The organism is Paenibacillus sp. FSL H7-0918 (genome assembly GCF_038007025.1).
GTDB lineage: Bacteria > Bacillota > Bacilli > Paenibacillales > Paenibacillaceae > Paenibacillus_AQ > Paenibacillus_AQ odorifer.
In genome coordinates this window covers 421370-435962 of the sequence record NZ_JBBOWJ010000003.1, presented here as the reverse complement: position 1 = coordinate 435962, position 14593 = coordinate 421370, and the positions used below count along the sequence as shown (strand labels likewise).

Below are 14593 nucleotides of genomic sequence, written 5' to 3'. Positions count from 1 at the left end.
TACAACTAAAGCACCTATAATTCTCGAAAGTATCTTTAATTTGCCACTACTCAATCGTCTTTTTAAGCAAAGTAGAAGTCCCGCCTACCCACTCAAAAAGGATCGATTTCTTTGTTATGTCCGCATTTATAAACTAAATTCGCTAATTGGGCAGTTCCTTCTTCAAGTTGATCGTAACTGTGGTGCCTTGCCCCGGTGTGCTGGAGATACTTAAACCATATTGAGGACCATATTCCAGTTTAATTCGTTCGTCCACATTTCTTAGTCCATACCCGCTCTGAAACAACACATCTTCCTTGGCTTGGCTAAGCGTCGCACCGTTGGAAAATCCCACCCCGTCATCAGTCACTGTGAAGCGAATCTCATCTGCCACTAATTCGCCTTTAATCCAGATTCGGCCCATCCCGCGTTTCTCGCTGATGCCGTGTTTGATCGCATTCTCTGCAATAGGCTGAAGAATCAGCTTCAGAATGCGAACCTTGCGCAGCGATTCCTCAATCTCGTATTCAATCTCGAACTTATCCGGAAACCTCATTTGCTCAACTGTCACAAAACTCTGCACCAAGCGGATTTCTTCGTCCACGGTCACGAACTTGTCGCCTTTATGCAGGCTGATTCGAAAAAAGGTAGCTAATGAAGAAATCAGCCGTTCGATATCGGGCTGCTTCTTCAGTCGGGCAATCCAGGCAATTGCATCCAGTGTGTTGTAGAGAAAATGGGGATTGATCTGTGATTGAAGTGCGGTCAGCTCAGCTTTCCGTTGCTTTTCTTTCTCCTCATCTTTCTCCAGCATTAATTGGCTGATCCGCTCCACCATCTGATAGTAGCTGTTCTCAAGCTGAAAAATCTCATCAACCTGACCGCGCTGTTCATAAACAGCGGCCAGATCTTTTTTGCCAAACAGGCTCAGCTTCTTCTTCAAGTTCAGCAGTGGACGGGTGATTTTGGCTGCCAGATAGAAGGAAAAAATCAGCAGCACAATAAAGGTAACGCTGGCGAACAAAAGCGCATTTTGATTGCCTTTGGCGATTCCCGAGAGCAGTTTGTGATTGGAAATCACGCTGGTGAATTCCCAGCTGACCCCAAGTGTCTCCAACCGGGGATTCAAAGGATAAGTAGCAATGATGTAGGAATTTCCGTTATCTGACCAGGTACGATAGCCTTCTTTTTTACCTGGGCGAAGAGGGGCGTTTTCCTCCAAAAAATTGCCCAAGAGCCGTTTGTCGGGGTGAGAAATAATCCGATTGTCGGAAGTCAGGAAGGAGTAGCCGATGCCAGTGAAGCTGGAGGAATACAGGTCCGCCAAAGCAGCCTCCCTGACATAAATGATCACGACCCCGATATTTTGCCCTGTATTGAAATTGCGGAACTGCTGGCCGAATGGAATATACGCATTGCCTTCTCCATCCCGTTTGATCTCACCGACAACAGGCATGCTGCTCTCCTGAATTCGTTTGATGAACAGGGCTTCAGGCACCTCCAGCATCTGCTCCTTAGACTGGTAAGAATAAAGCATATTATCGTTGGTGCTGATAATCACGTTACCCACCAGGTCGTTCTGGGCCAGCATACCGTCGATGATAGCTCCGATTCGCGATTCCTTATCAGCTGACGGCAGGGAATCATTATTGATGATTTGGTAGATATCACTGTTCACCAGAAACCGCAGAAACAACATTTGAATGTCATCGACCATGAGCTCCACGCTAAGCCCAATTTGGCGCTGAGTCTGAACGACATGGCGGTACAGATCCTTTTGCAGGTAGGTATAGGAATAAAAATTGAAAATAACGAGCATCAGTACCAGATGCAGAGACAGTCCTGCTAACAGAACAACAACAATCCGGCTTTTGATCTTGAACCGCCTCATCCAGGAATCCATCCGGTTGGCTAGTCTCCGCTTACCCATAGGTTTTTGCATATTCGCTCGGCGGGATGCCCGTCATTTTTTTGAAGATCTGGCTAAAGTATTTGGAGTCAGTGAAGCCGACCTGATTGCCAACCTCGTACACCCGATACTTCGGATTGCGCAGCATACGTTTGGCCTCCTCGATACGGTATTCCGTCAGACATTCGTAAAAGGTTTTGTTCAGATCTTTACGGAATAGATGCATCAAATGGGTTGGACTGACGAAGACCGCCGCAGCAACCATCTCAACGGTAATGTTTCCGGCATAGTGCTCCCGAATAAAAGAGAGTGCGTCCCTGATTTCACGCCGGCACCGAGCCCCAGCCTCTTCTTCAGCATACAGCACACGTTCAATGCCAGAAAGGGCACGCTGCGCAGCAAGTACAGCCTGCCGGTATGAATCTACGATCCCGTTCCATTCTCCCGCAGGTTTACCTATGCCGACGCTTAAGGCCTGGCCGAAGTGCTGTTGGCTCCATTCAGATAGTTGTTTGCCCAATTTTCGTGCAGAATCTCCGGCCAGCTCTGGTTCCCCGGTCCGAAGGATCATAACCCACTCCAGATGGCTGTCCCGGAATAGACACAGTTGCTCAAAAGAATGCGCTTCCAGAATAGTCGCCGCTGCATCCTCCAGCGCTTTGCCTACAGTATTTCCTTGAAGGCCGTTATCAGGAGGAAAGGTAATGGACAGCGGTAGGATAGCTTTTCCAGGTTCCAATTGCAGTTCCAGTAATTTTATCTTATTTGAAATAAACTCTTCGTCATGCAGTTGGTCATGCAGCAAATCCTGCCAGAACTGCTTGGAGATCGAGGCCAATTCCTCATTAAGCTGTGAATACCGCTTGGAGAGTTGCTTTTTGCCAAGGATTTCATCCCCGACGCTTCGAACTGTATTTGCAAGTTCTTCTATATTAATGGGCTTTAGCAAATAGGTGGAGGCGCCATAACGCAAAGCAGCCTGCGCATATTGAAATTCGTCATAACCGCTGAGCACGACAATCCCTACGAGCATGTCCTGTTCCCGTATTTTTTCGATGAGCTCAAGACCGTTCATATACGGCATACGAATATCGGTAATGATCACATCTGGACGGTGCTGTAGGGCAAGCTCCAATCCTTCCTCGCCATTGCTGGCTTCTCCTATGATCTCGACGTTGTATTCTGCCCAGTCTATGGTCTGGGTGATGCCCATGCGGACCAGATATTCGTCATCCACTACAAGCGCTTTCAACATTGGCTTCACCTCGAAGTAGTTTCTAATATGTCTTACAGCCATTATAAACATGAAACCTCTTAAAGAGGAGGTATAATTTCTGAGGTTGTCAGGATCGCAAACGATTTCGCAGTATGTTCCCCGGTGACTCTGCGCAGTGACTGCCACGTAGCGTAAGGATCAAACATTTCAACAGCTTCGCAAACCGTTTCATAGGATTCCATCCTAACTTTTGCAAAATCCACTGTGATAGACTTTAAGCGTAAAAGAGCAGTAAGCGCTTTTATAAACATAGAGAGATCGAAATTGAACGTTGTAGGAGGAGTACACTAGATGCAAGATTCATTTATTCCATTTGGGTTTCAATATTACCGTTCCCCGACCCCCTTCCGTGATCAATGGGAACAAGACCTAAGCAATATTGCCGGACAGGGCTTCAATTGTGTGAAATATTGGGTACAATGGCGCGCGAGTGTGTCCAAAGAAGGGACCTATCATTTCGATGATATTCAGGAGCTAATGGATATTGCGCAGAGGAATGGTTTGAAGGTCATTTTGAATGTAATTTTCGACGTGGCGCCGGCCTGGTTCTATAAAAAATATCCTGATTCCAAAATGGTTACAGCGGACGGTTCCATTCTGGAACCAAGGGCGATTAACTGCCGCCAGATCGGCGGAGCGCCGGGGCCCTGTTATCATCATGCAGCTGCCGCCGAAGAAAAGGCAAAGTTTCTGGCGGAGACGGTGAAGACTTTTAAGGATCATCCGGCGCTCTGGGTCTGGGATTTATGGAATGAGCCTGAACTAACCACAGGAATCAAGCGCAAGCTGTCTTTTGACAACCAGGTGTGTTATTGCGAGCAATCGCTGTTGGTGTTCCAAGAACGGCTAAAAAATAAATATGTTACTTTGGAAGCTCTCAATGAATCATGGCAGCGGACTTACGGAAGCTGGGAGGAAGTAGAGGCACCGCGTGGACAAGGCGTATTTAATGATCTGGTGGACTGGCGCCTGTTCATGTCCGGTACTTTAACGGATGAGCTGCGGAGCCGGGTAGATATAGTGAAGTCACTGGATCTTTTGCATCCTGTTATGGCCCACACTGTGCCCGCCCCTATCTTTAATATGATTACAGCGGGTTCGGACGACTTCAAGCTGGCTGAGCCCTGTGACTTGACAGGCAATAGCCTTGGGTCCTCGGCCTGGTCTGCTGATCTACTGATCTCTGCCGCCAAAGGTAAACCCATTATCAATTCGGAGATTCATGCTTTGCCAGGCAATACTGCAATGAAGCCGCGTCAGCCGGACCTGCGGGAAATGAAACGGCATATTCTGACCCCGCTCGCTCGTGGCATCACGGGATATTTGTTCTGGCAGTACAGACCAGAGATATTGGGACAGGAGGCCCCTGCATGGGGCAGTGTATATTTGGACGGAAGTCCAACCCCATGGTACAAGGATATGGCTCATCTAAATAAGCTGGTGCAAAACAATAAGCAAGAGCTGATGCATGCAAAACGGCGCGGAGACGGGATTGCCATTCTGTTCAGTCCGCAGAACCAGGTTGCTAACTTTGCGGCACATGATCATCTGGACACCTACAACGATTCCTTACAAGGCGCCCATAAACTACTGCATGAGCTCAATTATAAAGTTGAATTTCTGCATGAGACGGATGTTAACGAGAAGACACTGGAGCAATACCACTGCTTGTGGATGCCTTATCCTCTATATTTGAACCGCAAACTGTGTGACATCCTACGCCAGTGGGTGGAAAAGGGCGGGATCTTGATTTCGGAATGCTCGTTCGGTGCACTTCAGGCAGAGAATGGCTGCCACAGCTATACGGTGCCCGGTTATGGATTTGACCAGGTGTTCGGGGTCCGTGAGACTTGGATTCATTCCGCTGAGAACCTGGATCACAGCTATCATCAGGTTGCGTTCGAATCACGGACAGCGATTCCGTTGCGGAATGTTATGGAGCACAGCAAGGCGGAGGAATCGGCAGCAGACGATACGGCGCACGGATCCTATTACAAATCGGATATCGAGCTGGAAAGCCATGTGAAGGTACTGGCTGAATTTGCCGAGGACCGCATGCCTGTGTTGACTACCGCCGCTTATGGCAACGGGCGTGCCGTATGGTTCGGTACCTTGCTTGCGGCTGCCTACTGGCAGGATGGACATCCCGGAACGCTTCAGCTGGTGCGGGATCTATTACAGAAGGAACTAAAGCTGCAGCCGTATGTACAAGCAAGCGGCGGTGTCCGCGCGGATCTCTCCGAGTGGGAAGGTGAGCAGGACCGAGGGGCATTTCTTTATGTTCATAATGAAGGGGATAAGGCGGTTAAGTCTGACGTTACGCTGGGTATTGTTTATACTTCTGTCGAACCGTGGTTTGATGATGGCAGCGCTGAAATTCAACCAATGAATCTATTGAAACCCACAACTACAAAACTGACTGTGCGGGTGGAAGCTGGAGATGTTCAAGTATTCCGATTATCTTAACCGGTATCAGTAAAGAGCGGAGAATATAGAGCCGGTGAAAACTGGCTAAAGGAGTGTATCTATTTGGGTTGGTTAGATTATGTAAATCCATTACAGGGAACGGAGTCAGATTTCCGGTATTCACATGGCAATACACTGCCACTTACAGCGATGCCATTTGGTATGGCGGCTTGGTGCCCGCAAACCTATGAAGCAGGTGGAACCTGGTTCTTCCACCCGCGCCATCGCCACCTAGAGGGCATCCGGCTGACCCATCAGCCCAGCCCGTGGATCGGAGATTATGGGCATCTGACCCTGTTGCCGCAGACAGGTCCACTGCTCCTCAGTCCCGGTTCACGTTCTTCTTCCTTCAAAACGGAAGAGATGCAAGTGTCCCCTCACTATTTCGATGTGTTTCTTCAACGTTACCGCACCCGGCTTGAGCTGACTCCAACCGAACGTTGTGCAGCGATAAGAATAACTTTCGCTGAGAGGCAGCAGAACAGGCTTATTATAGCACCTCTGAAAGGTGAGTCACATCTCACCTTCCAGCCGGATAAACGTAGAATCACCGGCTACACAAGAGGCCATACCGCCGGGGTGCCCGATAATTTCGCGATGTATTTCGTGTTCCAGTTCGATAGGGATTTTCACATGGAGGAGTCGGGAATCTTTAACGGAGATTATCAGCCACTGGGGACCCATGAAGGGACTGGCGAACGACTGGGCGCTTACGTAGGAATAGCTGCACCGGAATCTGGCATAGTGGGAGTGAAGTGCGGGACTTCCTTTATTAGCGGAGAGCAGGCGCTGCTTAATCTGAACCGAGAGATTGGGGAAGACGGCTTCGGAGAGATCTTGAATAGAGCAGAGGCAAGCTGGGAAGAACGGTTGGGGCGCATTGTTGCTGAAAGCGCAGATGAAGAGAACCTCCGCACCTTTTACAGCTGCATGTACCGAATCTGCCTGTTCCCGAGAACGTGGCATGAATATAACGAGCAGAACGAGAAAATCCATTACAGCCCTTTTAATGGCAGCATCTGCCAGGGTCCAATGTATTCGGATATCGGGCTGTGGGATGTATACCGAACCAGCCTTCCTTTATACAGTATCTTATTCCCATCTTTATTGGGTGAGATTATGCAGGCGTGGACATTGGCATACAAGGAGAGCGGCTGGCTGCCAAAGTGGCTGTCACCAGGGGAGCGCAGTGCCATGCCAGGCACACTGATTGATGCCGCAGCTGCGGATGCCGTGGTTAAAGGCATCGGCGGATTTGATACAGAGGTACTGTATGAAGGTCTTCTGAAGCATGCAGATCGTCCATCAGTGGACGAGAAGCTGGGCAGAAGGGGCCTTGAATTGTACTTGCAGCATGGTTATCTGCCGCATGACCGTTTCCATGAAAGTGTAAGCAACACGTTGGATTATGTATACGGAGATTTCTGTATTGCGCAGATGGCCAAAACACTTGGCAAAATGGATGATTATGAGCGTTTTATGGCTCGGGCACAGAATTATAAGCTGCTGTTTGATCCAACAGTTGGGTTTATGAGAGGTCGCAATGAGGACGGTACTTGGCAGGAAGCATTTGATCCTCTGGAGTGGGGTAATCCGTTTTGTGAAGGCGGGGCTTGGCAGGGGAGCTGGGCAGTGCCCCACGACTTCCCGGGACTAGCCGGGCTGATGGGTGGTGAAGAGGCTTTTGTCCAGCGTCTGGATCAGTTGATGACCGAGGAACCGGTATTTAAAGTGGGATCCTATGGTTTGGAAATACACGAAATGTCGGAAATGGCCTCCGCCGATCTGGGGCAGTTTGCCATCAGCAATCAGCCGAGCTTCCACATTCCTTATATATTTGCCAGACTGGGTGTGCTGTCCAAAACGCAATATTGGGTCCGCAAAACCATGACCAAACTGTTCAGCAGCCAGATGGATGGTTTACCCGGCGACGAAGATAACGGCAGCATGGGTGCTTGGTTTATTTGGAGCGCCATCGGCCTGTACCCTTTAAGTCCTGGAATTCCTGAATATGTGCTCGGCAGCCCGCTTTTTGATAAGGTAACTATTCAGCTTGAAAATGGGCAGCAATGGATCATTGAAGCAGAGAACAACAGCCCCGCCAATGTGTACAGTAAATCCGTCCACTGGAACGGATCGCTATGGCAGCACAACTCTCTGTCACATGATGAGATTGTCAAAGGTGGAGTCTTGAATTTCTGTATGTTTTCGGGCACAGATCAGTCTTAAGAACAATGCAAGGCAGTCTGGAAAATTCCGGACTGCCTTTGTTTTTATTAGATGATTTTACAATCAAAAAAAATTGAGGAACACACTGAATCAGTGATGAATGCAAATCGACTTTTCTATAAATCACTCCGATCCCGTAATTGCATGGAAATCATGCTTGATATACAACAAGCTGCTGCTCACTCCCGACAAACGCGCTGAATTTTTGCACATTGTACAACATTCCACGTTCGAATACGTAACTTCTCTATTCTCCAACAGCATTTTTTTATAGGGCGAAAACTGGGCTTTACGGTCAAATCGTGAAATGGCAAACCATTTCGCAGCTTTCCCGCCTGTTATTTCAACGTAAACATGTCTAATATCGAAGAGAATGAAAGCGCTTAACATCGAGGATGAGAGAGGAGGAAATAACTTATGACTCTAAAACTTCATTCCAAAAGAAATCAGCTAATCGTTATTCTGACCGCTCTGTTAGCAGGAAGCCTGCTGCTGATTGGTGCGAAGAAGTTGCAAGCTCCACAAGCAGAAGAAATGCTTCTGACCCTTAACGGGCAGGAGGCCACAGCAGCGGAGTTCAACTGGCATCTTCAAATGAATCGGGCACTGATTGTTGATTATTTTAAACAAACTTACAACGCCGACTATTCAATAGACTTCTGGTCTGCCTACTATTCCGGCGAAAATCCAATGCAGAAATGGATCAATACAGCTCAAACTCAGCTTTTGACGAAGCGGATGGAGCTACAGCTTGCTCAAGAAGCAGGAGTCGTAACGGATATCAGTTTTGAAGGTTTTCTCAAGGAGATGGAGCGCGAGAATAATCGGCGGAGTCAGGCAGCAGCGAATAAGGAGGTGGTGTATGGTCCTCTTCATCTGGAGGCGCAGGCCTATTTCAGTTATTACATGAGCAACCTTGAGGATGCCACGATTGAGGCAATGCGCAGTAACGGAAGTATCGTGATTTCAGACGAACAGGTGAAATTGGAATATGCAGCAAATCTAATTGCGAAATATTCTCTGCCGGGAACGATTCGTCTGGAATGGGCAACGCTTCCCTTTGGCCCAGAAACAGAGTACAAAGATCAGCAAAAAGCCTTAGAAAGAATGGAAAAGCTCCATGCAATAGCAACAGCGACAGCAGCAACAGATTCTTCAGGCACAGGCTTCCAAGACCAGGCAAAAGAGTTTGGCGTAAACGTTGGCGAGGTGAAAATAACAAGTGCTTCACGGCGAACAGCAGCTTTGGAAAATCCAAAGGTATTGCTTACCGCAGAGCAACTGGCGCCGGGAGAGTTTAGCGGTTTGTTTACTGAAAATGGGGCTATCCATCTACTTTACTGCCTGTCGGCAGATGATGCAGCTGTTCAGCCGCTCGATCATGTGAAGGATGCCATCGCACTGAATTTGGCGCAGCAGAAGTATAGATCCATTGTGGACGAAAAGCTGTCCGAAGCTGTCGTGGAATGGAATTACCCGATGGCTGAAGATCTCGCAAACCATACCATCCAATAAATGTTCAAGGGGGAATAATACAATAATGTTCAAAAAACTCGCAAAATCACTGCTTATAATGGTGCTGATCTTCACAGCGGTGCTTCCTGTAATGGGCGTTTCTGCCCATGCTGAAGAGACGAATGCCGATGATTTCTCAACCCTACCGGCAGCGGAACACAGGTCCGAGAACTGGCTAATTGACAGTAGTAATCCTCAGTTTTTCGGAGGAGATGCAGCCCGGCTGGTCAGAACCTCCGCGGAGACTGGCTATGCCATTTACCCTTTGACTGGAGTTCAGTCGTTTACGCTTCAAGCATATTATTTCTCTGGTTCCACGGCTGTTATCAAGTTCTACGGATCGCCAGATGCAGATATCTGGACGGAGCTTCCAGCCATCAACGACAGTCCCACCGCAACCGGTTCTGGCTGGTACGGAACAGTATATACACCCTCGGGGGCGCTGCCGGATGGTGTAAATTATTTCAAAATTGAAGTCAGTGGTGACCTCGATACCTGGCTGATGCAGCTTGGGCACCTTACGCTCTCCAATGTGTCGCTTGCACCACAAACGATTGTTGATGAGCTTGACGACATTGCACAGCTTTATGCACACAGTACAAATTGGTCTTTAGATACAAGCAATCCCGCTTTTTTTGGAGATCATTCTCGTGCGGTGAGAACAGCAGACTCAGCAGAATCACTCGTGTACCATTTGCATAATCTGCAACATTTCACAGCCCGCATGCATTCCTTTGCCGGGTCTAGCGGGACTATCAAGTTCTATGGTTCGGCGGATGCATCCACTTGGACAGAACTTTCTGCTGTTCATGAACCTCCACAGGCCACTGGTGATGCAGCTTGGACTGGGACGAATTATACTCCGGCACAAGGGATACCTTCCGGCATTCATTATTTAAAAATCGAGCTTAGCGGTGATTCCGCACCCTGGCTGATGCAACTAGGATCGGTCACTTTATCCAACCGCTTGCCTGGAGATGGAGGGAGCAGCGGTGGAGACGGAGAATATTATGTGGATTCATTTGCAGGCAGCGACAACAACGATGGAAAAACACCGGAGACTGCCTGGAAGACCTTCTCTGTAGTGAATCAGACTACCTTTGAAGCTGGGGATCGTATTTTGTTAAAGAAGGGTGGAATCTGGAACGAACAATTATATCCTAAGGGCAGCGGCACAGATGAAGAACCGATTACAATATCTGCCTATGGGAGTGGAAGCAAACCGATTATCAACGGTGGAGGCATGGCCGGAGCAGCTGTATACCTACGTAACGCTTCGAACTGGGTGATTCGGGATCTTGAGGTCACTAATTATGCTTCCGAGAGGGGAAGTGTTTACCGGGAAGGTATTATGGTGGAGAACGCAAATGGAGGAACATTAAGTAATATCCGCATTCAGGATAACTATGTCCATGATGTATCAAGCAGTTTCCGTTATCCAACGGTTTCCGGAGCCGAAGGTGGCCCACATGCGTTTGGAGGTATCTCCGTATATGTGGGCGGAACGACGGGCACGGACAAGTTCGATGGGGTATGGATCGAGGGCAATACAGTGGAACGGATAGGCCGGACCGGTATTGTGGTATGGGATCAGCGTTTTAACGGAGCAGACTATGCTACGGTCAATGTTACGATCCGTGGAAATTATGTCAAACAAGCCGACAGCGACGGTATTCTCACCTTCGGTGCGGATGGAGCGGTGATTGAGCATAACATAGCGGAGGAAGGCGGAAATTATTCCGAAGAAGGCGAGTTTAACGGATCTGCCGCAATTTGGCCGACTCGCGGCAAGAATAATATCGTCCAGTTCAATGAGTCTTTTAACACGAACAAACCAGAGGGAGATGGTCAAGGCTTCAATCTGGATATCGATACGATGGACAGTGTGGTTCAATATAATTACAGCCATGGCAACAAAGGCGGATTCATGCTTTTTGTCGATGCCCGTTTGACTCCAGGCGTGCTGACAGGCTCCTCTAACAATGTAGTCAGATACAACATCAGCCAGAATGATCTAACGCATACGTTTAATTTTGCAGGCGGGGTTACGCCAGATACACAAATCTATAACAATACTATCTATATCGGAGCTGGGCAAAACACCAAAATTATCGATCATGAATGGGATGACGCAGGAAATATTAACGCTCCATATTCTTTTAGGAACAATCTGGTCTACAACCTTGGTCAAGGAGGTTATAATCTGCCAGGGGTGAACGGTAGCTTCGACCATAATCTATTATATGGCAACCATCCAGTAAGCGAGCCGGAAAATACCAATCCTATCACAGCAAATCCACTCTTAGTTGCTCAGGGCACCGCCGGAATGGGCTGGAATACAGTGGACGGTTACAAGCTGAGAGAGGGGTCTCCTGCACTTGGGGCCGGTGCTGTCATTGCAGACAACGGTGGGCGGGACTACTGGGGCAATCCCGTTTCAGCAGCAACTCCACCGAATATTGGAGCTTATAATGGACCCGGACTTGATCCTGCTACGCTTCCAGAAGCCCCTGTAGATGATCTGCGACTATATTTTCAAGGTTTAAAAATTGCTCCTCATATTACAGATGGTAATAACGGCGGCATGTCGCTACAACTTCAATTTACGAACAGTTCCAGTGTGGATCCTCTGAGAATTAAAAAGATTTCCTGGACCCTAGGGGAAGAGACTGGTCAGATCAGCGGTAGTGAATCGCAATTGTCTGAAATTGCCCCAAATAGTGGATTTACTTATTCAATTCCACTGCCGGGATTCTCTGAAGGGGTTAAATATCCTCTTGAGTTGACAGTTGACCTTGAAGGTTATGAGACAGTTCACCTCAAGCAAAACATAGATATTAACCGGATGCAGCATCAGTCCGATACACGAAGTCCAGCTCTGATTGATCTTGCGGACGGAACCCCTTTGCTCAACGGATATAAGGGTGCGGATGATCTTAGTGGAACAGCGCAACTACGCTGGGATGAAGAACACATTTATTTGACCGCCGATATCCGCGATGATGTATTCAGCCATAATGCCGCCGGGATTAATATTTGGCAAAATGACAGTATTCAGTTCAGTCTTGCTCCCGGTGTACCGGGCGATAGTCAATCCTGGTATGAATACGGAATCTCGCAAACCCCAGAGGGGCCGCAAATATATCGTTGGCTGTCTATGAAAGGTGCAGCTACCGGAGTGTTGACTAAGGGAACTTTAAGTGTGACCAGAGATGAGGCGACCAAGGTTACATCATATGCACTGGCACTACCTTGGAGCGAAATAAGCCCGATCCGTCCAGCGGCGAGCGATATCTTAAGCTTCTCCATGCTGGTTAACGATAATGATGGCGCGGGTCGAAAAGGATATATTGAATGGGGATCAGGCATTGGCGCTGCGAAGGACGCCTCACTTTTCCGCACCTTCCAGTTTATGAACGTAGAAGGTGAAGAAGAGACCCCACTGAGTGATAATGCCGATTTGAGCGTTTTGAGTATGGACGGTACAGACATCCCTGGGTTTGACCGTAAGAAACTGACCTATACAATAAATGTGCCCTTTTCCAAGACAGCGGTGGCTGTAACTGGGACACCTTCTGATGCAGAAGCCAAATTGACGGTAACAGGCGGAAGTGAGCTTAAGGTAGGAGATAACAGAATCGATGTTAAAGTTACCGCTGCGAACGGCATAACAACTAAGACCTACACTTTGAATGTAGTGCGGAGTGAAGAAGGTGGGGGAACAGATACGCCCGGCAATTCGTCCGGCAGCAATAATAGCAACACAAATGAGAGTAGTGGAGGAAAAATAGTTAGTCCAGTGAATATAATTTCAGCGGGCCGTATTCGCATTCAGGGTTCACCCGGTGCTGAAGGAATGAAAATTGCACAGCTTTTCACTGGAGAACTCCAAAAAGTGATGAAGGGAGTGCAAGATGGAGCTTTAGTACTTGAGCTTGCTGAAGAGGATGCGACTGCCAGTGGTGTGGCTTTTCAAGTGCCAGTTCCCGAACTAAAAGATAATGTTACTTCCCTAACTGTAAAAGCAGGTGCAGCCACAATAACACTTCCAATTGACACTTTAGGTGAGAATATTCCAGAGGGTGCCCGGCAGTTGGAGCTATCTATCCATTTTGTTGATGCGTCAACCCTTCCAGTTGCCTTACAAGAGAAATGGAAAACACATGCTTTGTTCCGGATCTCAATGACGGTAGACGGTAAGTCCAAAGAAACATTAAGCCCTTCTGCGGCAATGAAGGTATCATTTGGATATGAATTAAACCCTGATGAAGTCCCACATCAAGCCATCGTCTACTCTGTTACCGGAGAGGGAGTGGCCAAAGTGGTCAAAAACTCCAAATACGTATCAGGTACTGGAAAAATTACGTTTACATCAAGTGATTTTGGACTCTATGCTGCAGCTAATGCAAATATCCACTTCTCTGATGTTGATTCAGGCTCCACAGTCATCTTGGAAGCTTTGGCTTCCCGTGATCTTATTCATGGCACAGGCGGGGGCAAATTCGAGCCTGCCCGGCAAATTACAAGAGCGGAATTTGTTCAGCTGTTAGTATCAGCGCTAGAACTTCAAGCCGAGAGTAGCAGTACTTTCAAAGATGTGAGTTCAAATGCTTGGTATTACCAAGCTGTCTCAACAGCTCAGGCGCTAAAGCTTGTTAACGGACGTAGCGAAGGCGTATTTGCCGCAAAAGAACCTATTTCCCGCCAAGAAATGGCTGTTATTCTGTTTCGCGCTCTGAGCATATCTGCTCTTCAGTCGGATATCTCCGGCAAGGCAGCAACTCTTGCCGATGAGAAGCAAATCGGTTCTTACGCGATGGATGCGGTTGAGTACCTGCGGGAGACAGGAATTGTCAACGGTTATACCGACGGTACCTTCAGACCACTGAGCCTGACCACACGTGCGGAAGCCGCTGCTTTAATTTACAGAGTAATGGAATTGTAAGCACCAAAGAAGAGCTAGAGCCAAGTTCACTTGGCTCCAGCTCTTTTTGCTTTCGGAAATGATCATTGGGATGGTGACGGCAGCTTCAAAATCACGATGAATCTGGCTGAGCTGGCGAACAGCAGCGGGATCACACGTAGCAAAGAAATGACCGTAGTCGTTAAGGAATAGAACAGGGACAAAAATAACAAATTTAGGCAACCAGTCGCCGAAAAAACAGGGATGACTGGTTGCCTTTTTTGTATTATAAAATGCAATATAAGGGGAATGGAAT

At 48.0% G+C, this 14593-nt stretch carries 7 protein-coding genes; 5 read left to right on the top strand and 2 right to left on the bottom strand.

Features of this window, described 5'->3' with window-relative positions:
- Positions 1-142: 142 nt before the first annotated feature.
- Positions 143-1909 carry a cache domain-containing sensor histidine kinase gene (locus tag MHI15_RS21760; protein WP_170914192.1) on the bottom strand — a complete coding sequence of 589 codons (1767 nt, stop codon included), beginning with the start codon at positions 1907-1909 and terminating at the stop codon, positions 143-145.
- A complete protein-coding gene (locus MHI15_RS21755) occupies positions 1902-3185 on the bottom strand; it encodes a response regulator (RefSeq protein WP_341164854.1) in 1284 nt (427 codons plus the stop codon). Before MHI15_RS21755 ends, MHI15_RS21760 begins: the two co-directional genes overlap by 8 nt.
- Positions 3186-3455: 270 nt before the next feature.
- On the opposite strand from MHI15_RS21755, the gene MHI15_RS21750 reads away from it, so the two are divergent.
- The 5 genes from MHI15_RS21750 (at position 3456) to MHI15_RS21730 (ending at position 14490) form a co-directional block, all read left to right on the top strand.
- Positions 3456-5630, top strand: coding sequence for a beta-galactosidase (locus tag MHI15_RS21750; RefSeq protein ID WP_341164853.1), 2175 nt, complete (start codon positions 3456-3458; stop codon positions 5628-5630).
- Positions 5631-5693: 63 nt separating this feature from the next.
- A complete protein-coding gene (locus MHI15_RS21745; RefSeq protein ID WP_341164852.1) occupies positions 5694-7859 on the top strand; it encodes a GH92 family glycosyl hydrolase in 2166 nt (721 codons plus the stop codon).
- Between the two features lie 417 nt (positions 7860-8276).
- Positions 8277-9374 carry a hypothetical protein gene (locus MHI15_RS21740; protein WP_341164851.1) on the top strand — a complete coding sequence of 366 codons (1098 nt, stop codon included), beginning with the start codon at positions 8277-8279 and terminating at the stop codon, positions 9372-9374.
- Between the two features lie 25 nt (positions 9375-9399).
- Positions 9400-14319, top strand: coding sequence for an S-layer homology domain-containing protein (locus MHI15_RS21735; RefSeq protein WP_341164850.1), 4920 nt, complete (start codon positions 9400-9402; stop codon positions 14317-14319).
- Between the two features lie 30 nt (positions 14320-14349).
- Positions 14350-14490, top strand: coding sequence for a hypothetical protein (locus MHI15_RS21730; protein ID WP_339187011.1), 141 nt, complete (start codon positions 14350-14352; stop codon positions 14488-14490).
- The last annotated feature ends 103 nt before the right edge of the window (positions 14491-14593 follow it).

Excerpts from the sequence above, each read along its gene's own strand:
- MHI15_RS21750 (WP_341164853.1), top strand. The coding sequence starts at position 3,456 with ATGCAAGATTCATTTATTCCATTTGGGTTTCAATATTACCGTTCCCCG.
- MHI15_RS21760 (WP_170914192.1), bottom strand. The coding sequence starts at position 1,909 with ATGGGTAAGCGGAGACTAGCCAACCGGATGGATTCCTGGATGAGGCGG.
- MHI15_RS21735 (WP_341164850.1), top strand. The coding sequence starts at position 9,400 with ATGTTCAAAAAACTCGCAAAATCACTGCTTATAATGGTGCTGATCTTC.
- MHI15_RS21740 (WP_341164851.1), top strand. The coding sequence starts at position 8,277 with ATGACTCTAAAACTTCATTCCAAAAGAAATCAGCTAATCGTTATTCTG.
- MHI15_RS21755 (WP_341164854.1), bottom strand. The coding sequence starts at position 3,185 with ATGGCTGTAAGACATATTAGAAACTACTTCGAGGTGAAGCCAATGTTG.